Annotated in this window: 21 protein-coding genes; 16 read left to right on the plus strand and 5 right to left on the minus strand. The window is 32.9% G+C overall.

Annotated elements, in window-relative coordinates:
• Positions 1-58 precede the first annotated feature (58 nt).
• From CS063_RS01630 to CS063_RS01645, 4 genes are all read left to right on the plus strand, one after another.
• The gene (locus CS063_RS01630) at positions 59-751 is read left to right on the plus strand and encodes an NPCBM/NEW2 domain-containing protein (protein WP_099447970.1); all 693 of its coding nucleotides are present in this window, start codon (positions 59-61) and stop codon (positions 749-751) included.
• 169 nt (positions 752-920) lie between these two features.
• Positions 921-1,313, plus strand: a complete 393-nt coding sequence (locus CS063_RS01635; protein WP_099447971.1) for a hypothetical protein — start codon at positions 921-923, stop codon at positions 1,311-1,313.
• Positions 1,314-1,353: 40 nt separating this feature from the next.
• Positions 1,354-1,542: a hypothetical protein gene (locus CS063_RS01640; RefSeq protein WP_099447972.1), complete on the plus strand. Its 189-nt coding sequence runs from the start codon at positions 1,354-1,356 to the stop codon at positions 1,540-1,542.
• 293 nt (positions 1,543-1,835) lie between these two features.
• Positions 1,836-2,684, plus strand: coding sequence for a hypothetical protein (locus CS063_RS01645; protein WP_099447973.1), 849 nt, complete (start codon positions 1,836-1,838; stop codon positions 2,682-2,684).
• Here the strand turns inward: CS063_RS01645 and CS063_RS01650 are convergent, their stop codons facing one another.
• Positions 2,685-2,894: a helix-turn-helix domain-containing protein gene (locus CS063_RS01650; protein WP_180270638.1), complete on the minus strand. Its 210-nt coding sequence runs from the start codon at positions 2,892-2,894 to the stop codon at positions 2,685-2,687.
• 127 nt (positions 2,895-3,021) lie between these two features.
• Between CS063_RS01650 and CS063_RS01655 the strand changes: the two genes are divergently transcribed.
• The 7 genes from CS063_RS01655 to CS063_RS01685 all read left to right on the plus strand — a co-directional run bounded on the left by CS063_RS01655 (position 3,022) and on the right by CS063_RS01685 (position 9,760).
• Positions 3,022-3,843, plus strand: a complete 822-nt coding sequence (locus CS063_RS01655) for a ParM/StbA family protein (protein WP_099447975.1) — start codon at positions 3,022-3,024, stop codon at positions 3,841-3,843.
• On the plus strand, positions 3,840-4,076 hold the full coding sequence (locus CS063_RS01660; RefSeq protein WP_099447976.1) for a hypothetical protein: 237 nt from the start codon (positions 3,840-3,842) through the stop codon (positions 4,074-4,076). Before CS063_RS01655 ends, CS063_RS01660 begins: the two co-directional genes overlap by 4 nt.
• Before the next feature lie 266 nt (positions 4,077-4,342).
• Positions 4,343-4,723: a hypothetical protein gene (locus CS063_RS01665; RefSeq protein WP_099447977.1), complete on the plus strand. Its 381-nt coding sequence runs from the start codon at positions 4,343-4,345 to the stop codon at positions 4,721-4,723.
• Between the two features lie 2 nt (positions 4,724-4,725).
• The gene (locus CS063_RS01670) at positions 4,726-5,037 is read left to right on the plus strand and encodes a hypothetical protein (RefSeq protein WP_099447978.1); all 312 of its coding nucleotides are present in this window, start codon (positions 4,726-4,728) and stop codon (positions 5,035-5,037) included.
• On the plus strand, positions 5,037-7,367 hold the full coding sequence (locus tag CS063_RS01675; protein WP_099447979.1) for a type IV secretory system conjugative DNA transfer family protein: 2,331 nt from the start codon (positions 5,037-5,039) through the stop codon (positions 7,365-7,367). The genes CS063_RS01670 and CS063_RS01675 overlap by 1 nt, the downstream gene beginning before the upstream one ends.
• Before the next feature lie 251 nt (positions 7,368-7,618).
• On the plus strand, positions 7,619-9,049 hold the full coding sequence (gene dgt, locus CS063_RS01680) for a dGTP triphosphohydrolase (RefSeq protein ID WP_099447980.1): 1,431 nt from the start codon (positions 7,619-7,621) through the stop codon (positions 9,047-9,049).
• Positions 9,050-9,061: 12 nt separating this feature from the next.
• Positions 9,062-9,760 (plus strand): hypothetical protein, encoded by a 699-nt coding sequence (locus CS063_RS01685; RefSeq protein ID WP_099447981.1) that lies wholly within the window; start codon positions 9,062-9,064, stop codon positions 9,758-9,760.
• Positions 9,761-10,396: 636 nt separating this feature from the next.
• Here the strand turns inward: CS063_RS01685 and rbr are convergent.
• The 3 genes from rbr to CS063_RS01705 form a co-directional block, all read right to left on the minus strand.
• Entirely contained in the window at positions 10,397-10,984 is a 588-nt protein-coding gene (gene rbr / locus CS063_RS01695) for a rubrerythrin (RefSeq protein WP_099447982.1), read from the minus strand.
• A gap of 474 nt (positions 10,985-11,458) precedes the next feature.
• Positions 11,459-12,214, minus strand: coding sequence for a LytR/AlgR family response regulator transcription factor (locus tag CS063_RS01700; RefSeq protein ID WP_099447983.1), 756 nt, complete (start codon positions 12,212-12,214; stop codon positions 11,459-11,461).
• Positions 12,215-12,250: 36 nt separating this feature from the next.
• Positions 12,251-13,579: a sensor histidine kinase gene (locus tag CS063_RS01705; protein ID WP_099447984.1), complete on the minus strand. Its 1,329-nt coding sequence runs from the start codon at positions 13,577-13,579 to the stop codon at positions 12,251-12,253.
• Between the two features lie 226 nt (positions 13,580-13,805).
• On the opposite strand from CS063_RS01705, the gene CS063_RS01710 reads away from it, so the two are divergent.
• From CS063_RS01710 to CS063_RS01725, 4 genes are all read left to right on the plus strand, one after another.
• Positions 13,806-15,116, plus strand: coding sequence for a hypothetical protein (locus CS063_RS01710; protein ID WP_099447985.1), 1,311 nt, complete (start codon positions 13,806-13,808; stop codon positions 15,114-15,116).
• A 17-nt stretch (positions 15,117-15,133) separates the two neighbouring features.
• Entirely contained in the window at positions 15,134-15,817 is a 684-nt protein-coding gene (locus tag CS063_RS01715; protein WP_180270639.1) for a glycosyltransferase family 2 protein, read from the plus strand.
• A 23-nt stretch (positions 15,818-15,840) separates the two neighbouring features.
• On the plus strand, positions 15,841-17,490 hold the full coding sequence (locus tag CS063_RS01720) for a stalk domain-containing protein (RefSeq protein WP_099447987.1): 1,650 nt from the start codon (positions 15,841-15,843) through the stop codon (positions 17,488-17,490).
• Positions 17,491-17,772: 282 nt separating this feature from the next.
• Positions 17,773-18,309, plus strand: a complete 537-nt coding sequence (locus CS063_RS01725; protein ID WP_099447988.1) for a flavodoxin family protein — start codon at positions 17,773-17,775, stop codon at positions 18,307-18,309.
• A gap of 435 nt (positions 18,310-18,744) precedes the next feature.
• Here the strand turns inward: CS063_RS01725 and CS063_RS01730 are convergent, their stop codons facing one another.
• Positions 18,745-19,248, minus strand: a complete 504-nt coding sequence (locus CS063_RS01730) for a hypothetical protein (protein WP_099447989.1) — start codon at positions 19,246-19,248, stop codon at positions 18,745-18,747.
• Between the two features lie 624 nt (positions 19,249-19,872).
• On the opposite strand from CS063_RS01730, the gene CS063_RS01735 reads away from it, so the two are divergent.
• Positions 19,873-21,093: a helix-turn-helix domain-containing protein gene (locus CS063_RS01735; RefSeq protein WP_099447990.1), complete on the plus strand. Its 1,221-nt coding sequence runs from the start codon at positions 19,873-19,875 to the stop codon at positions 21,091-21,093.
• The last annotated feature ends 14 nt before the right edge of the window (positions 21,094-21,107 follow it).

The following is a 21,107-nucleotide window of genomic DNA, read 5'->3' on the forward strand; positions in this document are numbered from 1 at the left end:
TAAGAATATACTAAAATATGCTAAAATTTATATAGTTTATAATTTAAGGAGGATTAATATGAAGAAGATTTTAGGATTTTTTGGGGTACTATTATTAGGTGCTACTATAGGCGCTTCAGGAGTTAAAATTACAGCTGAGTTAAAAACACAAAAAGTTAGTTATAATGGGAATGTATCAGATCAAGAAGTAATAGCTTACAATGGTAGTACTTATGTTCCACTTAGAAAGTTTGGTGAATTAGTAAATATTCCCGTAAATTATAAAGACGGGGTGGTATATTTAGGAAATGATGGTAGCAAAAATATTTCATATTGGGGACAGGACATAAAAGATATGTCTAAACGAGTAAATGCTATAGGTATGGATTTTGTTAATTATGCGTATAATGATAAATGGAATGTAGTTGAAGAAGATAATATAGGCAATAAATATACTAATTATTTGGTATTAGAAGCTAGTTATCATATGGAAGATGGGAATTATATAGAATTTCCTTTAAATAGTGAATATAAAGAGTTTAGGGCTAAATTAGGTATTCCTAAAGCTTCACAAGATTCTATAGGTGAAAGACTTATAAAGATATATGTAGATGATAACTTAAGATATGAGCATACATTAATTAAAGGAGATATGCCTAAAGATATTGTTATAGATATTTCAAAAGGTAATAAGTTACGAATAGAGGCATTTCATCTAGGTGAATACGAAAAATCTAGTATAGGGTTGTTTAATGGTGAATTTGTAAAGTAATAATAGTTTTTGGTGGATCAGGTGCGGAACCTGGTCTTTTACTTTATAAAAATATCGTTTTAGATAGACCAGGTGCAGAGCTTGGTCTTTTTTATTGTATAAATATAGTGAAATATGATACTATTATATAAAAACGCAATTAAGTACATGCTATTAATTAGGGGGGAATATGAAGAACGATATTGATATACAAATATCTCCAGTTACTGATGAAGAAATTTATAATGAATTAAACAAATCAAAAGGTATTATGCTTAAAATACTAATAGTTGTATTAAAGATAGGTGCATTATTTTTAATACCTATAATAGCTTTTTTTGCTTTTGTATTTCAGGTAACTGGAATGGTTGTGAAATGGATACTATTTTTTATCGGAGGACTATGTAGCTTAATTAGTGCTATAGCTTTGCTTCAATATTTTGTTGATAAAGAGAATTTATTTATTATAATATACGGGTTTATGATAGGGTTTATCAGTCTCATATTAGCTGTGTTTATAGATGCTATAGGAGAATTTTTATTAATGTTCTTAGGAAAGACAATAGCATTTTTACATTATTAAAAATATCTTTTTATAAATAATGTCATTAGGGGATGATATTATGAAATACAAGAAAGAGAATGGGGTTAGAGTGTATTATACTAATGATTTATTATATAAGATAGTTCCTACTGTAAATGACTTTAGAATATATAGGCTTATTGAAGGTAAATATAAATTTATTACAGGTACGCTATTATTATTCGATGCAAAGCAAGTAGTTGCAGAAATGTCACCAGGAAGTAAATAGCGAATGTATTAAATACTAAAAACTGCACATACTACTAATAGGTGGTTGGCAGATCCAAAAGCAATCCTTTCTTCCGAGAAAGTTGCCTAGCCAATAAGATTGAGTTGTGCACCTAGGTAGACTAGAAGAGAATCTAATTAGCTAAGCAATAGTGCTATAACCGTAATAACTGCCAACGTGGGGCCATGTGCTCCACGTTTTTTATTTGTTCGAAAATTTTATTTAATATTAAATTGAGTTGATAATATGTCAGATAATTTATATAATTATAAAAAGATAGGGTGGTGCATAATATGATATCAAAGTTAAAAATAAGCTTTTATAAAAATCCTATGGGTTTTATTTTTACAGTAGTAGTTATAGTTTTTTTACTGATTTTAGGTATAGGAATAGTGATAGGTGATATAGAAGCTAGTGATTCTGGAGTTGAATCAGCAAGTAATGGCAAAATGAATATAGTACAAACTAATAATGAAGCTAATAGCAATTTACACTGTGATGTAAAAGACTGCATATCAGTAGAGCTTATAGGTTCTGATGGGAAGCAACTCTATATAGATAAAGGTATTACGAAGGATAAACTAGCTTATGAAGAAGATATATATCTATCTGTAGAAAATACAAGTCAAGATTGTAAGTTTGTAGGCAGTATATATATAGATGGCGCTGGTTTTATGGGACAGTATGGAGGGATTGAGATAATGCCTGGGGCAGCACAACAATTAAAATACACAATAAAAAATAGCAATACTAAGTATCAAATAGATGGTCAAATGGTACAGGTGCTAAATAATGATATCCTAAGTAAATATAAGATATTAGCAAGTAAAATAAAGACTGGGATTGTTGATGAGGATAAATACATTAGAGTAGGTATAGAAATACCTGATGACTTTGATGTTAATAATCCTATAGATGTACTTAGCGATTTTCTTGATATCTATACAAAATCATATGGTATAGAGGAAATTATCATTTATATTTATGAAAAAGGCTATGCTATGAAAAACACTAGTGATATGTATAAGAATGCACTATATGCCATTACAGCATATGTAGGAGAAGAAGGATATAGTTATGATGTAGAAGATTTAAAAAATGACAAAATCTTGTTTAGTGGAGAATTAAAAATCCAAGAGTAATCAATCTCTTGGACTTTTTTTTATCTTACAAATATCTCCTATGTCACAATTTAGAGCTAAACATATACGTTCTAAAACTGATACACTTACACTTTCTCCTTTTTTAAACTTAGCAATGGTATCATTACTTAATCCTACAACCTCATGTAAGTATCTGCGATCTTTACCTCTTTCTCTTAATATCTCTTCTAATCCTATGTAACTTATCACAAAATCACCCCTAAATACAAAATACCATTTATTGTAAAAAAAATCTATAGAAATAGTCATAAACAGAAATATTTCGGAATATACGTATATTGTAAGGATAAACAACGTATAAAGAAAGGGTGAATGTATGGAGAATATGTGTATAAATAACGGATACTTTGCGACAAAGGTTAGGACAGATACCAAAGAATTTATGTTTGAGAGTAAGGTCACTAAAGCGCTAGATAAATATGAATCTAATTTAAAGATAGCAGGAGAACAGTATAAAGTAGGTTCAGGAAATCATGATTTAGAATTAGATAAGACTACTAGTTTTACTCAAAAGGCTTGTGTATCTTATGCTATTCAAAAAGCAACTACTGATAAGGAAGTAAGAGTAATGAGTGCATTACCTATTAATACTTATAGTAATATTGAAGCAAGGCGAAATTATAAGGAGTGGTTACTAAGTTTGGATAGAATAAAAGATTGTGAAGTATATCCAGAGGGAGCTGCTGCTACTTTAAGTGATTTGTCTTGGTATAATAATAAGTTAGTGTGCCTAATTGATGTAGGGGGACTTACTATTAACGCTATGATATTTGATAATGGCAAGTTGGTACCAGGTACTGCTTTTGGTTGTCAACTCGGAGCAATCATCTTAGAAAACCGTATCAGAATGGCATTACAGCAGACAGGACTTGTAAATATACCAGACTATCAGATTAAATATCTTATTAAGAATGGTGACAAGGTTACTGATAAGGTACTAGAAAATTATATAGAGGAACTTAATTTAGAGTTCAGGAAGATGAATTATCCTACGCAACTTGATTTTAGATTTACAGGTGGAGGAGCTCTTAAATTCAGAGAGTTGTTTAAGAATTACTTTAAAGCATTTATATCCGATTACGCAGTTTGGGAGAATGTGAGGGGTCTTTATTTGCTAAGTCAGGTGGTGTGGAAATGAGAATAGAGGTTTATATTCCTGATCGTGAGATAGAAGTAATACAAAAGATACTAGAACTTAAGGAAAATAAAAAACTAAGTAGCTACATTGTGGATTTACTCAAGAGAGAGGAAGAGAATATAACGGAAGAAAAAGTAATAGAACTTATTAAAAAGTACACTCCAGAACATAAAAACACCGCCATGAGGGGCGGTTTAGAAGATAGTGTTCAATCAATTTTAAAAGGGTTATAGATATGGCATAGACGTGAAGATGACTTGCTCGCTGGCGCTCACAACGTTCATACTTCACTATATGATTTCGTGTCAGCTAAATATTCCTATTTTGCTTGTTTTATGAAAATTTTATCTTAACATACAAGTCAAAACGATACATGTTGCATCTAAAACTAAAAATGTGCAATAAGCCGTTGTAAATATCATTTGTATCACCTCGTAATTTTTTATTTATCTAAGTATCTCCGAATATACGGAAATTATACATGGAAGGGGAAATAATTTTGAAAATCTATTATATAAGACCTGTTGGGTCTACATTATACGAAAGGGCTCTAACCGAAGTTATGACAAAAGGAAATAAAAAAGCCATAAGATTAATAACTATAGGATTCACACTTATGATGTGTTGTCAAAGCTTATTAGCAGCTGATGAAAACCCAGTAAAGAAACTTGGGTATGATGGTATAGGATTAGTTCAGCTAATCATAACATTTATAGCTATCTTTATGGCTCTATTTGAAATAGGTAAAGCAATGCTTGAAGGAGATCCAAAGCGTATACCTAGTATAGTAGCTAAGTATGGTATAGGCGTTATATGTGTTTATGCAGTTCCTACAGTATACTTTTATATAAAAAACGCATTCGCTGGATGGGAGGGGTAATTATGCAAATTTGCTATATACCAGCAGTAACTACACCTACTCTGTGTGCTATAGATTTAGGGATAAAAGAAACTATTGAGAGTGCTATGCAAGGTGTTATAGATAACATGATAGTGAAGCCTTTTCAAAATTGGTGCCATGGCATATGGATGTGGACTGTTGATACTAGTCTACCAGCTTGTACTACGGTATCATTAGTAGCTCTCATGCTCTACATGGTAGGAGTAAAAAGTGCAAGGAAGTGGATAATCATTCCCATTATAGTGTACGTGTTTATACAGATTGCTAATGCTATGTTAGGAGGTGCTTATTGATGGAGCTTACCCTAACTAAAACTATGACAATTAGTGATTATTTTAAGATGATTAAGCCTGAATATGTGTACCTTAAACTTATACCAGATACATCAATTCGTAACTATAACAGCTCAGCTTTAGCTAAGATGATAGCAAATATGTACCAAGGGATTAACAAGCGTATCTACAAACAAGAAAAAACATGGTGTTTTAAATCTCCTATGCGATGTAGCTATTTTATTGATATACAAAAGAATGATGTTAGCTTTTATTTTATTGTGCCTGGACAGTATGAATCTATTGCTAGGGAGAAAATATCTAGCGTATGGCCTAGGGTTACTATAGAGAAAACTGATAAAGTGAAAGAGTTTGAAGGGGATAAGGTTAGTTATAACCTTGGGTACAAGAAAGAGGATGCCCTTAGTCTAGATACGGATGCTAGGGGCAACACTCTTCTTAGCAGTATATTAAATATAGTTGATGTGATAGAAGAAGAGGATAGGGTGGGAATATTTTATAATTTTGTACCAATTAATCAGAGATATTGGAATGCTGACTATAAGCATACACTCGACAAATGGAAGCAATACAAGCCTCTTGACCGAAACAAAGTATCAGTAGGATACTTGCTTAAATATTCAGCTATATGTCTGTTGTGGCTTATTCAAAGCGTTTTAGATGGTATATGCGATGCTTTTGGGGAAAACAAAAATGAGGTTAGTACACTTACAAATCTCACGGATGCACTTAATAGAACTCGAATAGAATTATCTGAGCAGACAAAACGAAAGAAAAATGAAATAATACTAGACACTCAGATAGCTATTTTAGGTAGTGGTCCTAATCTATCTAGGAGTAAAAGCAATGTGATTTCTGTTTGTCAAGGGTTTAATAGCATAGAAGGGGATAATGAATTGATTTATAAGGAAAACAAAAAATTCGAAGCTTTAAATGATAGTTGTGTGTATAGATCAGTGGAAAGGAATAAGATGAGTGTTTCAGAGTGTCAAAATTTACTACAGTTACCTGGAAGAGAATTATTAGAAAAACATAAGATAGAGCATATTAACACACTAGAGGTATTGGTGCCAGAAGAACTACAAAAAGGGGTTATGTGTATAGGAGAAAGCACTTATAAGGGAAATAGTATTAAGGCATATCTTTCTATGGATAGAAACTTTAAATACCTAACAACTTGCGTAATAGGGCCTACCAGAGCAGGAAAAACTACTCTTATATCAAACATGGGGGTAGATTCAGCGAGGGCAAGTGAAATAAATGTATTTTTTGATTGGTGTGGTAACTGTGAGCTAACAGAAGAAGTTAAGGTAGCATTACAAAAGCAAGGTATTAAATGTCTGGTAATTGATTGCTCAGACCCAAAGGACTTGCAAGGGCTAGGTTACAATGAATTATATTCTAACAGCAATGATGTATTTGATAGATATCGAAGTTCAAAAGCTCAATCAAGCCAACTCATGACACTTATTAATTCTGTTCAAGGTGATGAGACTGAACTTCGAGCGAGAATGGAGAGATACCTAGAGGCGGCAGCTGTTACAGTATTTATCTCTAATGGTCCTATCAGGGATGTATTCGGGATACTTCAAAGGCACCAATTACGTGCTGAGTATATTAATAAAATACCTACTAATCAGCAAGTGAATTGCCAAGAGTATATAGAGGCTCTTAATGAGTTAGATGAGGTTGATAAGAAAAGCAGTGAGGTAATAGGTACAAAGATAAGTGCTATTCAAGGGATACTTAATAGAGCAAATAAGCTAAAGCAAAATACCTATGTGGAAATGATGTTAAAAAAAGATTGCTCTAAGAATTTTAACCTAACAGAAGAGATAATGAAATCACAAGCTATATTTATAAAAATGCCAGAGACCATGTTTTCTACAGAAATAGAAAAGGATATCTATGCGACATACTGGCTCACTAAGTTATGGGCAGCACTTCAACAAAGGAAGTGGCTGGTTAAGGAGCTGGATAATCTAATAAAGGTTAATATGTACTTTGATGAGCTATACCAAACCCCAAACTGTCAAGATTTCCTCAGAAGTAAATTAAGTCAGATTGCTAAATTTGGAGCTAAACCAATCATTAGTTGTCACTACTTGGGCCAAATTCCAATTATACGAGGAGAGCTAAAAGCTGCTAATACATCATACATGTTGATTGCAGGATGTGATAAAATGAATTATAATGAATTAAAAGAGGAGCTAGATCCGTATAATGTAGATGATCTATTACACATGAAAAGGTACCATAGCTTAAACCTTATAAAAACGAGTGATGGATATGCGCGGTTTATTACTAAACTACCTAGACCTATATCATAGGCCTACCATAAAAGGCAAGCCTATGAGAACATATATTTATAGTCGCTGAAAGTAATTGTGGATACCGCAGTGATAGGTTCACCTCCATTGTACTAAATCCTCGAAATACTCTGACAAAAAAGTGTTTCGGGGATTTTGGAGTATTTACGAAAAATTACTTATATTGGAAAGCTAGAGATAAATTAACTAATCCTTGTACAGCAGAGTAAGAGTGTGTTGTATGAGGAGTTTTTATTTTAGGGGGAAATATAATGGAAACAATTTTAAAATGGGAAAAATTATTATGTACAGAAAGACAAAGAATTTCAAGTTCTAATGTCACAAGTCATAGAAATGAGTTTGATAAAGATTATGATAGGATTATAGCATCTTCATCGGTTAGAAGATTGCAGGATAAGGCACAGGTATTTCCTTTACAAGAAAATGATTTTACACGAACACGGTTAACTCATTCATTAGAAGCCTCTGCTATTGCAAGGTCATTTGGATTAGCAATAGGAGAAAAATTAGTGGAAAAAGGAGAATTTAGTGAAGTGAAGCAAATATACCAGCTATCATCTTTATTGGCTGTAGCTGGATTAATTCATGATTTAGGAAATCCACCATTTGGGCATTATGGGGAAGATATTATTAGAAAATGGTTTACAAAGTGGTTCCATAGTGTGGAGTTTAATGAATTTAATGAAGAATACAGAAGAAAGAATAAAAAAGATTCGATAACAGAACAAGAAAAAGAAGATTTTATTAGATTTGAGGGGAATGCACAGACACTAAGGATAATATCTAAACTACAATTTATGAATGATCAATATGGAGTTAATTTTACATATGCTACAATGGCAACAATTATGAAATATCCTTGGAAATCTACAGATTCACGAGCTAGAGTGAAAAATAAATTTGGTTTTTTTGTGGCAGAACATAATGTAGCGAATAAGATATTTGAAAAGACTGGTATAGATAAAGGCCGTCATGCAGCAACATATTTACTTGAAGCATCTGATGATATTGCTTATTTATTAGCAGATGTAGAAGATGGAGTGAAAAAAGGAATTATAGATTGGGATTTAACATATAAGAATATAAAGGAGGCTCTAAAAAATGAAGAACAACTTAAGGAGATCTTCAAAGAACTTGATGAAAAAAATAAAAAGGCAGAAGAAAATATGGTGCCAGGGAGCTCTTTGATTTCAATGCAAAATTTTAAAGTAGCGATGCAAGGAATTTTATTTGTGGATTGTCGCAATACATTTATGGAATATTATGATGATATAATGAATTGTAAATTTGAAGGTGACCTATTAGGTAAGGGAAAAGTTAGTAACTTGGTGAAGCAACTTCAAGAGGTTACTAGGCAAACCTGCTTTATAGATAGAGAAGTATTAACATTAGAGTTAGTAGGAGAGAATGTAATTGAAGGGTTACTAGATAGGTTTGTAGCAGCTATTGCATTTTCAGAAAAAGAACCTAGTGCAAAAGTTAAAGAGGGTAAACTGTATAAATTGATTTCTGATAATTTTATTTATATATGCAAATTAAATGAAGAAGGCAAACCAGAAAAGACATTTGAAAACTTTACGCTATATGATAAACTAATTTTAATTACGGACTTTATTACAGGAATGACGGATTCGTATGCGGTTAATTTATATAAGGAGCTAATAGGAATAAAATTACCTTAAGGATGTGAGAGAATGCCATATAGTAATTTATCGAGGGATTTCATAGAGCTAATGCAAGTATATCCTATGGCAGAGCAAATGATTAATGAACTAAGTATAGATAATGAATTATTATTATTTGGTGGAAGTGTTAGAGAATATTTAGAAAGTGGGTTTAGAAATATACCTCGAGATTTTGATATCGTAATCAAGAAAAAAAGAAAAAATAGTTTAGAAGATATATTATGCAAATATCCTCACAAAAAAAATAGATTTGGCGGTTACAAAGTTAGAATTAATTCATTAGAATTCGATATTTGGAAACTTGAAGATACATGGGCATTTGTAAACAATAAAGTTAAAGCATCTGAAGAAAATTTAGTAAATACAGTTTTCTTGAATCTTGATGCAATAGTATATAATCTTGAAAAAGAAATGCTTTATGATGAAATATATAAGCAAGCTAAGCAAGAACAGTGTTTAAACATTGTTTTGCATGAAAATCCTCATTTAGATTTAAATATTTTAAGAGCAATTAATTTTGCTGAAAAATATAATATGAGTTTATCAGAGGAATTGAGATATATGATAAGTGAACTTATTCAAGAAAACAATAATTATTATGAAAGATTATACAGTATACAATTTAATCATTACGGAAGTGAAAAATTTACTAAAATAGAGATAAATAATTATTTACATAAACTTATAGATAATCAATTAAGTGTATAGGGTGTTTTTAAATGATGTAATATAATGGATTTCGTGAGTTGTTCTTGCCATAACTCACCTCCATTGTACGTATCCACAATCGATTCTATTAAGATTTCTTGAGGATATACAGTGAGCTTTTTAGTAAACCGCTAAACGACATTCTTTTGTTGTTCAAGCGGTTTATTTTTTGTATTTTCTTGATCTAATGCAAGCGTCAAATAAGCAGGTAGATAGTAGTAGCCTCTTTTTTATGAGATAATTACTTTAAAGTAAAACATTTAAGTTTTTTGAGTTAGTCAAAAAACTCTAAAGGAGTGATTTTAGAGTGGCTACTAGGGAGGCAATTAAAATCTATAGACTGAACCAGTGGACTCAGGATATATGTGAGTATCGCAGTAGTGGGCAAAAGTAAAATGACTGGTGTAAATTAGATGACATTAATTCTAAAAGGTATTATTTCAGTTCGCTTACTACAAACAGACTAGCTATTATCTACATATGTAGTAAATTTGGATGATGTTGTTGCAGCTATGTCTATATTAGTAGCACTAATGATAGTTGCGTTATATGTAATTCTTAAAGCAAAAAACAATTTTTCATTAGATAGGAAAGGTATGACTATTTTTACAAGTAACCATACCTTAGAAAGAGAGATTATTGGAATGGTGATAAAGAAAGGCGTATAAAGAATCCTTGTGGATGTAGGCAAACGGGACACATTTGAGGAGCAGATGTAGCTTTATGAATATGACCACAATTTAAGCATAGCCATTCAACTTCTTGATCATCTTTAAAGAGTTTATCTTGCTCTATAAGGTCTGCAAATTGTCCAAATCTATCCCCATGAGTCTTTTCGATAGCTGCGATACTTGAAAAAGAATAAGCAATAGCAGGAAAACCTTCTTCTCGAGCAATTTTAGCGAATGTAGCGTATTCATGCTCATATTCTTGATATTCATTATGTTGAGCAGCTCTTAAAAGTTTAACAATATCTTCATAGATATCTACTGGATAACAACCATCTACACAAATGTTTTCACCTGCGAAAGTTTTAAGATGATTATAAAAAACTTTAGCATGGGCTCTTTCTTGATCAGCCGTATATTCAAAAGCAGATTGTACCACATGCAATTTGGCACTTTTAGCCTGTCCAGCAGAAAATAAATAACGATTACGAGCTTGGGATTCTCCAGCAAATGCGCGCATGAGATTTTCTTTAGTTTTACTATCTGAAAAATGCATTTTATACCTCCTTAAGTTTAATCTATATTGAGTAGTATATGTAATTCAAAGAAATAAATGTGGACATAGGGTGTTAAACAAAATGAATTTTTAAAATGAAAGTAGCTCCTATAATCAAGGAGCTACTACTTAAGACAGTTTTTATTATTCATTTATGAGTTTATTAACAATATTTAGAATATCTGTAGCTTCTACTTTGAATCTAAAATAATCTTCTAAAAGAATCATTTTTTCTACATCAGAAGTAGTATTATTTAATGCATTTAATTGAAACAAAGAACTTTCAAGTAGAGTGGCGGCATTGATTAAATCTAACCTTTTTTAAAATAGTATGTACAAGTGAAAATAAACTATGTATTAAAAAATAAGAATTTGGGAAAAGAATGGTTTCTAGAGTTACTTTGAGCATCTAAAAGGAAGGCATCATTTGGTCTGAAGCATCAAAAAGACTTTAAAACAGGGTATCTTTGCCGATTATGTGTTAATGGATACATGGTTTACAACAGAGCCTTTCATAAAATACAGCATATATTTTCCCATAACAGAAGCCTTTTTTCTTCTGCTTATGGGAATTTTTTCTCCAGATTTTAAAATAAAATCACAGTCTGTAGAGGCATCAATATAGTGCATATTAACAATAATGTTGCGATAACATTCTAAAAAACGGTCATCGGAAAGAAGCACATGTTGGTAGTCCTTATATTTTCCAATAACTTTTAGTGTCCTATCAATAAGATGAATATATAGAGCCTTATCCATGCATTCTACATACAAAATATTTCTATAATACAAAAATAGGTCTCCATAATTTGTTAGGACTATCAATCCTTTCTGATCGAGCTCTATTTTGCTACAGACATAATCCAGAGCTGTATAGAATGAAGCAATATGATTTTCCACAGGTTTAAGAATATAGCCTACAGCATGGACATCATACCCTTCTAATAGGTGATCATTGCTTGAAGTGAAAAAAATAATACTACATGCTTTGTCTAAGGACGCAATGCGTTTTGCTACATCAATACCTGTCAGCTTATCCATGTAAATATCTAAAAAAACAAGTTGGTATTTACCGGGTGCATAACTTTTAAGAAAATCTTCTCCATTTTTGAACTCCTCGAAATGAGGAGTCACATCATAGCGTTCTTTTCTTTCTTTGAAATACTTATCAGCAAGGTTTTTAATTAAAATACGTTCTTCTTTTAAATCATCAACAATTGCAATTTCCATACAATGCCTCCTATGCGTATAAAATGTTCACCATAATTATATTGTAAGCAAACACTCCGAAAACATAAAACGAATAGTAAACCAATGATCCGCGTGGGAACAAATTACACTGCCACGATATTTTGAAACAATGGCATGAATAGAACTCATCCCTATACCATGTCCTTTCTCCAGTGAAATAGGCATACCATGGTCGTTAAACAAAATCTCACCTTCAAAACGATTTTTGACCTCAATGCCTAGCTTTTGATCATCATATTTTGTAAAGATATGGATTTCTTTATGCCCCTCTTTTTGTTGGCGGCTTGCATGGATGGCATTTTCTAAGACATTGGCAAATAGTATGGCGATATCATTACTGTTCCAAGGAATATCCTGAGGGATAGCAACCTCTGAGGTAACAAGGATATGTTCTTCTTTGGCTTTGCTAATATACACCAGCAAAGCGGAATTGATCACAGGATTATTACAAAAAGCAATAGGCTTTATACTTTGTAAGTTATCACTAAGCTCTGCAAGAAGTGATGAAGCAGCAGAAAGCTCTCCGCTATGAATCAGGGAAGAGAGTACCTGAACATGATGACGCATATCGTGCCTAAGAATATGCATTTTCTCATTGTTTTCATGGATGGTTTGTGCTTGCTGTTTGATCCCTTCTATTTGAATATGTAAAAGTTTATTGGTTGATTGTAGAAAGAGCTTTTCTTGTAGTGTTTTAAAATCAAGACTCACTGTTTTCCATGCAACTAATGCAGCAGAGCCTGTAGTTATCCTTGCAACAAGCTGCTGCCATGTATTAATCCAGCAGCTATTCATTGTAACTACAGTATTGCCTATGTAAAGTAAAAAGGGAATCAACCAAATAATATGCCAATAATAATGATCTTCCCTTGATATATTAAAGATAAAAGAATGTTTAAGAAGTCTCCAAACAGGATATATGCTAAGAGTTAATAGAAGTAAATAGATCCCTGTTTGCATAATAAGCTGTCTATGGGGGGGAATTCTATGGACATATTGGCTAAGTACAATGGCTGAAAAGGAATGAAGAACAAGAGCATAATTTGAAACCATACCTAAGATAAAGAGATGTTGAAAAAACATATTTTTTATCATCATTAGATTTACAAATAAATATAAAATACCACCAATAGTAATTAAAGTCTTATAAACAGCAGGATTAGCTTGTGTATTTTTTAGAATCGTAAAGAAAGCAATATTCTGTGTGATAAAGCACAAAATATAGCATAACATAAGGTGTTTTTTTTGTTTGGCTGCAAGGAGTTTTGAAAAAGGAAGATACCGCAAAATAACACCAGGGATGAGTGCCAAAGTAATCGCGAAAGTAACCACAAGGATTTTCATAAGATGATCTGCCTCACTTTTATAAAGGTAAAAAGTCTGAATATTTATTAATTATACTATAAAAACAATTTATTAACTACTAATTTATGGAATAAGTGACCACTGGGTGCAAAAACTTACCACTCAGTTCGGAAATATTGTAAGAGAAAATCAATGTTGTTACTATAAAAACTAATGATATACAACTTTAGTATCTTGTGAAGCAAAGCGAAAGGACTAACAATTCATGAAACAAGTATGTAAATACTTATTGCTATTTGGTATTACAAATGTAAGTTTAGTATTGCTACTGATTTTGACAGCCCAGATTCCAAGGAGCAGTATTGAAAGTAACTCGCAAAAGTCAGCCACCTATTTGGATGAAAAGGAAGCCTTATTTCATACAGTCGTTGAGGGGCAGAAATTAACAACGATTGATAATTATGCAGATACGATTCTCTTAAATATTGTCTATAGCTTAGATGTACAGCATCCCCTAGAATCTGTTCTTCTGGCAAGTTATTACAAAGAGGAGTGGCAAAATGCCAATGAAGCTTATAGGGCAGCGGTAACAAAGCATAAACCACCCAATCAGCCTTATACACGTTATTGGCACGGACAAATAATTTTCCTAAGACCGCTTTTGCTGTTTTTAGATATAAGAGGGATTAGGTGGATAAATGCTGTGGTGATGACAGCCTTACTAAGCTGGCTTGGGGTACTCCTTATTAAGAAGCAGCAAAAGCTACTTTTGGGTGCCTTTATAATAGGATTTATCAGTGTAGGGGGAGTGATGGTGCCTTGGTGCCTAGAGTATATTTCTACTTTTATCCTTATGCTGGGAGTCTCTATAGCTGCATTATTTATGGAAGACAGAGGAGATGAAAAACTCTTACCGCTTTTCTTTACAGCAGGTATGCTAACCTCATTTTTTGATTTTTTGACCACAGAGACGATTACGCTCACAATGCCGCTAGTGATGGTACTTTGCATAAGGCAAAGAAAGGGTGTATTAAAAGATTTTAAAAGTGGGTTTAGCCTAAGTATAAAGGCAGGGGCTTTATGGGCAGGCGCTTATGCACTGATGTGGCTCTCTAAGTGGAGTATAAGTACCCTGGTATTAAAGACAAATATCTTTAAGGAAGCCTTAGAACAAGCACAAGTAAGGGCAGTTGGTGACGTAGCTAGCAGCCTAGCTGATCAGTGGATTGGAGCAGTATTTCGTAATATAGCACTCTTAGTGCCGTTTAACTTTGGAAAGACCTATGGAGAAGTCATATTACTGATATTAGGAGCAGCCTTTGCAATGTTTTGCTTGCTGTTCTTATACAAAAAAAAGCAACAAGAAACCTGGTTTTTATACCTTATGATGCTCATAGGGCTAGTGCCCTATATAAGATATAGTGTGCTAAGTAATCATTCGTATTTGCATTACTTTTTTACCTATAGAGCCCAGATTGTGACAGTCACGGTACTTCTATATGCAGTACTTAGTAGTTTAGATCAAAAGCTTTTACAAAAAGACTTTAAAAAGATAAAAAGCTGTATCAAAAAATGAAAACAATGGAGAGGGAAATGGAGCTTACAATTTTAATGCCTTGCTTAAATGAAGAAAAAACCATAGAGAGCTGCATCAAAGCGGCACAGCAGTTTATTGATAAAAATAAGCTGGTTGCAGAAATACTCATTGCCGATAACGGCAGCACAGATGATTCAGTGAATCTGGCAAAAAGGCTTGGCGCGAGAGTTGTACATATTGCAAAAAAGGGGTATGGAAGTGCCCTTAGAGGTGGGATTGAAGCAGCTAAAGGTAAGTATATTATCATGGGAGACTGTGATATGAGCTACGACTTTGTGCATTTAGATCTTTTTTTAGAAGCACTAAGACAAGGTAATGGTTTGGTGATGGGAAACCGCTTTAGAGGCGGCATTCAAAAGGGGGCGATGCCATTTTTACATCAATACTTTGGGGTACCCTTATTATCCTTTGTAGGAAGAAGCGTTTATGGCACCCAAATCTCCGACTTTCACTGTGGGCAAAGAGGGTTTGATAAGGAGGCGATATTAAGCCTTCATCTTAGTGCAGAAGGCATGGAGTTTGCTACAGAAATGATAGGTGCTTTTGCAAGAAGTGATTTTAAAATAGTAGAAATACCTGTTGTATTAAATAAGGATTGTAGGGATGGAAAATCCCATCTTAGAAGTTTTAGAGATGGATTTAGACATTTGGACTTCATGCTAAAGGCAGCGTTGAAATAGATAACAATTAGAGGAGGAAGAATATGAAAAGGAAAAAGCAGTTAGTAACATTAATAATGGCATTTGTACTTGTACTTACAAGCGCACCAGCAGTCAACTTATTTGCAAAGCAATACAATATAAATGGAAGTAACACTAAGTGGGAGATTGATGGAGCATTATCAGATGCTGTAGCAACGATTGAAGTTGGAGATACGATAAAAGATTCTACCATAAATGAAGGATTAGGATATAGTCTAGACATTCATTATTATCAAGATAATGATGCATTAGATGCAGATTTCATGTTAGAAGATGCACCAGGTAGGTTTGTAGGTTTGACGGCAGCAGATGAACATATAGTTTTAGAACCAGAAGATGTGAATGTAACAGTGCCTACTGGAAAGAAGTTTTTAAATTGGAATATAAAATATGTGTATGCTTCCGGTGGTGGTGCTTCAACATACGTTCAGTTAATTCCCAATTTTGCAGATGTTTATACTGTAATCTATGATGCAAATGGTGGAGAAGGAACACCCCCAATTGATAATAATCAGTATTTGCAAGGAGACGAAGCTGCTCTACTTGATGGAAGTATGCTAAGTCGTCCTAACTATCGCTTTTTAGGATGGTCAATAGATCCCTCTGCAACAGAATCACAATCAGATTGTATAATAGGGACATCCGATATAACATTATATGCGGTTTGGGAAGAGATTCCGTTTGTTGCGCCTACTTTAACAACGCCAGCTGTTATCAATATTGGCAGTACAAATGCTTCCCTAAGCTCTCTCATTACACCAGGGTCAGAAGCCATTGAAATGCAAGGTTTTGAGTGGAAGAAAACAGGGGGGACCTATACACAAGTTGCTAAAGATGGAACTACTATAACAACTCCTCTAACAGGTTTAGCACCAAACACCAACTATACAGTACGTGCTTTTGCAAAGGCAAATAATATTTTATACTATAGCGATGAAAAGGCCTTTACAACAGCACAAGCACCCAGCCCGGGAAACTCAGGAGGCAGCTCAGGAAGTAGTTCCGGAGGAGGTAGCAGCACTGCTATCACCTATAGTATTACAGTTTTAGAAACGAAGGGTGGAACCATTACTCCAGCTGGTACAATAAAGCTGAGTAAAGATGCAGACAAGACTTTTACAATAAAACCAGATGCAGGCTATAAGCTCTCTAAACTTTTAGTAGATGATAGCGAAGTAAAGATTGAGAATGAAAATACTTATACCTTTAAAGGCATTAACACGAATCATACGCTCAAAGTCATTTTCGAAAAGCAGTATAAAGCACTTGCAAAGGGAACAGCTTCCTTTAGAATAGGTGAAAATAAATATCAATCCAACAACCAAGAAGTCATTATGGATGCTGTAAGCTATATTCAAGCACCAGGCTACACCATGCTACCAGTACGTTATGTATTAGAAGCCTTTGGCATTGGAGAGGCAGATATTGTTTATGCGAATGGGACCGTTACGCTGTTTACAGATGGAAAAATCATTCAGTTAACAGTAGGCAGTGAATATATGCTGGTTAATGGTGAAAAGACAAAGATGGGTGCAAAAGCTGTTAATAAAGAGGGTCGCATATATGTACCAATTGGAGAAATCGCTAGAACATTAGGCGTCAAAACAAACTGGGACAGCACAACAAAGATAGCTCACTTTATAAATGAATAAGATTTGAGTGTTCATGTACTAGAGAAAAACAAAAATGCACTTCTAAAGCCTATATGGCGCTTAGAGGTGCATTCTATTTTTATTGCACAAAACTACAAAATATAACAACTATAAAATGCTATACTATGTACTAATGAAATAGAAGTAGTTGAGCTATAAGAATGTAACATTTTATGAGTTTTAGTTTTTGTTGTTAGCTTTAGAGTTGTTAAAAGAAAGAGATAAAAGAATGGATTGTATAAACTAATACTGTTACTTATATGAGAAGGGAGTATTCAAGATATGAAAATATTGATGATAAACGGGAGTCCCAGAAAAAAAGGGAATACACAATTAATTTTGGATTTATTTGAAAGATTATTGCAGGAACATGTTGGTATTTCACAGGATATAATAACAGTTTCCTTAAGAGAAAAGGTTATTGAGTTATGTCATGGTTGTAGGGGGTGTATGGTAAATTCTGAAGAGTTTTGTCCATGTAAAGATGAGGTTAAGGACATAGAGAATAAAATGAAAAAAGCTGATCTGATATTAATTGGTTCTCCTGTTTATGTTGAGGATATTTCTGGGCTGATGAAGAATTGGATTGATAGAATGGCTTACCGTTGCCACAGACCCTTTTTAAACGGAAAGAGGGTTTATCTATTTACAACATCGGGAGCAAAAGCATCTAATCATGCCATAAGGACTCTGAAGCATGCTTTTTTAGCATGGGGAGCAGAGGTTATCCAATGGGATAATTACTCCATGGGTATACGCATGGAAGCTGAGATTGCAAGGGAAAATTTGAAAAACAGATTAAGAAGCGTGTACAACTAATCTGTCAAAGCAAAGAAAAGATTAGAAGACGGACATTTTCCCTGATTGCTTTTTATGTACAAAAGCAGTTTTGGATAAGAAAAGGGAAAGAAGCAGATTCGTATGACTATCATTATTGGAAATCGCAAGGATGGCTTGACAAAGGGTGCATGTACTATCATCAAGTAAAAGCAAATAGGATAGAACGTTTTATAGTAAAGGTAATAGGAAAATTTGTTGGGTTAATCTTATATTAATATTTAAATTATTAAATTTTATTTTTTTGCTTTAAGGGTAAGGAGCTATTGGCATAGATTCAAAATAAAAAACCCCTATATAAATAATAGAGGTTAGTTTAATTGCTTATTACATAGTAAATAGTTTTCTATATCATGTTAGGTGATACAAAAATGTATCTTTGCTATAATGACTTTTATAGATATTTGGGGAACCTATTTAATATCTAGAAAGGCGTTTTTCTACTTCATTTAATGTTTGTTCACCACTTTTTTTGAATTGAAAATAGTCTTCCAATAAAAGTATTTTATCAAGGCTATTGGATGCACTTGATAGTGAATCTAATTGGTATAAGGAATTCTGTGTATCGTTAATAGCTGATCGAAGAAGTAGTAAAATAGAGCTTCTTAAATCATTGTTAGGAATAGTAGAATCATAATCAACAACTTGTTTTCTGAGCTTGGTAATATCTGAGTTAATTGAATTAAGTTCTGACTTAAGTAATGAGCTTTTAAGAGGTTGTTCAATAGTCAGCTGTGAGGCTCTAAATATTCTGTTTTGGATAGTATTTAAGTCAGAAATAAATTGAGTTATGAGCTTCTTAAATTCCGCATTACTAGTACTGGTTATAGTTGTAGGAATGGATGCGTTTAAGTAGACTGGGTTAAGAAACAAAAGGGATATTAAAAGTAGATAAGACAGTGTTTTAAAATATTTTTTCATAAGCCACCTCTTTTAATTTACAAGTAGTCTCTATTTAAAATAACCAATTTATCAGATTGTATACGCGAATTTAAGAGACTGCAAAATGTATTTGATGAAAGGGAGGTAATAGGATTATCATGAAAAGTTAGCAATTAAGCTAGAATAAATCAAAAGGAAAATAATCTATTTGGTTGTTAAAATAAAATAGCGACTAGCACAATGCTAGTCGCTACACATAAAACTAGTTACAAGAGTAACCTAAAAATTTACAAATTAAATCATATAAATTAGAACAATCGAAGTTATTTAAACACATATGAATTATCCTCCTTTAACTTTATTTGTTTTCCTAGGACAACTATATTGTAACATATCGTAATAAAATTGTAATAAGTAAAAGGCTGGTAATTAATTATTGCTTTAACATAAATTGAAAGATTTTTATCTGTACATAGAGTGGTAGCTAATGTAACGAAGACCCTGTAAAGTAAGAGTCTATATTCCTATTAACTATATTAAAAATAAAATTTATAATGTATCATAGACTTGTAGAGTAAATAGATAGATATCCAAAGTATCTGGTCTATAAGACATAGCACCAGATAATGAACATATAAATGATTTGAAAAAATGAGGGGTTAAATGAAAAGACAAAATGATTGGTTTACAGGCATTGATTATTATGATAATCACAAAGAAAAAGAAATTAGCGTAGAACGTACTATCATAGACACAGAGACACAGATAAAAAGGCATGAGCAAGTAGAGATGTTTTATGTAGTATCAGGAGAAGCCATAGTAAGTATCAATGGAAGAGACTATGATGCCAAGGAGGGAAGTTTCTTTTGCATGTATCCACACCATTTTCATCATATTCGATCCGTACAAAAAGCGTTAGAAGTTATTTCAGTAAAGTTTTATATTGGCTTATTCATGTATATGAGTTGGGAAAAACATCCTAAGTATGTGAATGCCAAGTTGATGTATGATACAAGACCTATGGTAAGCTTACAGAGAAAACAGAAAGAAAAAATAAAAGAGCTTGTACAAGAAATACTGCAAGAAAGAGAAAATCAAAGATTTGGTAGTATGAATATGGTTCAGTATAAAACTCTTGAGTTACATACTTATTTTTGTAGATATGCTTATGAGCATATAGGTATAGATAAGAAAGAGGAAAGTGAAGTATGGAAAGTTATTAAAGTCACCATATTAACTACAGGAAAAAATTTATCATTAGAAGAAGCGGCGAAAGCTACGAGCTTATCACCCAAGGCTTTAAATCGCAGTATAAAAGAGACCTGTGGGTACACGTTTTTTCAGCTTCAACAATTTGGAAAGATTATTAATGCCTGTGCGCTACTTCACTTTCCACAGTTGTCTATGGAATACATTAGTGATTTGCTAGGATTTTCTTCAGTCAATGCCTTTTATAGATCCTTTGTAAAATATTGTTTAGTAACACCGAGAGAGTATCAGGAAAAGTACATAAGGAGTAAGGACTGGGTCGTTATGGGTTCAGGCTATGCCATGCAATTTTTACAATACATGCATATTCATTTTATGAAAGATTTATCCTTAGAAGGTATTTGTAAAGAATTTTGTATTAAGGAATATACGGGGAAACAAATTTTTGAAGAGGTATTTGGGAGTAATTTCAATAGTGTTTTAAATGAAATTAGAGTGTGTTATGCAAGTGCTTTTTTAAGGACGTATAAACTGAATATATTAGAGATTTCATTGATGTGTGGGTTTGATTCATTGTCCACTTTTCAAAGGAATTTTAAATTCTATATGCATCAGACACCAACAGAGTATAGAAGTGCCATGAAGCACGAAGAAAATAGGTTAGAACCTAAATGATAATAAAAATTGAA

Origin of the sequence: Sporanaerobium hydrogeniformans (assembly GCF_002735925.1) — a bacterium.
Taxonomy (GTDB): Bacteria; Bacillota; Clostridia; order Lachnospirales; family Cellulosilyticaceae; genus Sporanaerobium; species Sporanaerobium hydrogeniformans.

Excerpts from the sequence above, each read along its gene's own strand:
- CS063_RS01630 (WP_099447970.1), top strand. The coding sequence starts at position 59 with ATGAAGAAGATTTTAGGATTTTTTGGGGTACTATTATTAGGTGCTACT.
- CS063_RS01635 (WP_099447971.1), top strand. The coding sequence starts at position 921 with ATGAAGAACGATATTGATATACAAATATCTCCAGTTACTGATGAAGAA.
- CS063_RS01640 (WP_099447972.1), top strand. The coding sequence starts at position 1,354 with ATGAAATACAAGAAAGAGAATGGGGTTAGAGTGTATTATACTAATGAT.
- CS063_RS01645 (WP_099447973.1), top strand. The coding sequence starts at position 1,836 with ATGATATCAAAGTTAAAAATAAGCTTTTATAAAAATCCTATGGGTTTT.
- CS063_RS01655 (WP_099447975.1), top strand. The coding sequence starts at position 3,022 with ATGGAGAATATGTGTATAAATAACGGATACTTTGCGACAAAGGTTAGG.
- CS063_RS01660 (WP_099447976.1), top strand. The coding sequence starts at position 3,840 with ATGAGAATAGAGGTTTATATTCCTGATCGTGAGATAGAAGTAATACAA.
- CS063_RS01670 (WP_099447978.1), top strand. The coding sequence starts at position 4,726 with ATGCAAATTTGCTATATACCAGCAGTAACTACACCTACTCTGTGTGCT.
- CS063_RS01675 (WP_099447979.1), top strand. The coding sequence starts at position 5,037 with ATGGAGCTTACCCTAACTAAAACTATGACAATTAGTGATTATTTTAAG.
- dgt (WP_099447980.1), top strand. The coding sequence starts at position 7,619 with ATGGAAACAATTTTAAAATGGGAAAAATTATTATGTACAGAAAGACAA.
- CS063_RS01685 (WP_099447981.1), top strand. The coding sequence starts at position 9,062 with ATGCCATATAGTAATTTATCGAGGGATTTCATAGAGCTAATGCAAGTA.
- rbr (WP_099447982.1), bottom strand. The coding sequence starts at position 10,984 with ATGCATTTTTCAGATAGTAAAACTAAAGAAAATCTCATGCGCGCATTT.
- CS063_RS01700 (WP_099447983.1), bottom strand. The coding sequence starts at position 12,214 with ATGGAAATTGCAATTGTTGATGATTTAAAAGAAGAACGTATTTTAATT.
- CS063_RS01705 (WP_099447984.1), bottom strand. The coding sequence starts at position 13,579 with ATGAAAATCCTTGTGGTTACTTTCGCGATTACTTTGGCACTCATCCCT.
- CS063_RS01710 (WP_099447985.1), top strand. The coding sequence starts at position 13,806 with ATGAAACAAGTATGTAAATACTTATTGCTATTTGGTATTACAAATGTA.
- CS063_RS01715 (WP_180270639.1), top strand. The coding sequence starts at position 15,134 with ATGGAGCTTACAATTTTAATGCCTTGCTTAAATGAAGAAAAAACCATA.
- CS063_RS01720 (WP_099447987.1), top strand. The coding sequence starts at position 15,841 with ATGAAAAGGAAAAAGCAGTTAGTAACATTAATAATGGCATTTGTACTT.
- CS063_RS01725 (WP_099447988.1), top strand. The coding sequence starts at position 17,773 with ATGAAAATATTGATGATAAACGGGAGTCCCAGAAAAAAAGGGAATACA.
- CS063_RS01730 (WP_099447989.1), bottom strand. The coding sequence starts at position 19,248 with ATGAAAAAATATTTTAAAACACTGTCTTATCTACTTTTAATATCCCTT.
- CS063_RS01735 (WP_099447990.1), top strand. The coding sequence starts at position 19,873 with ATGAAAAGACAAAATGATTGGTTTACAGGCATTGATTATTATGATAAT.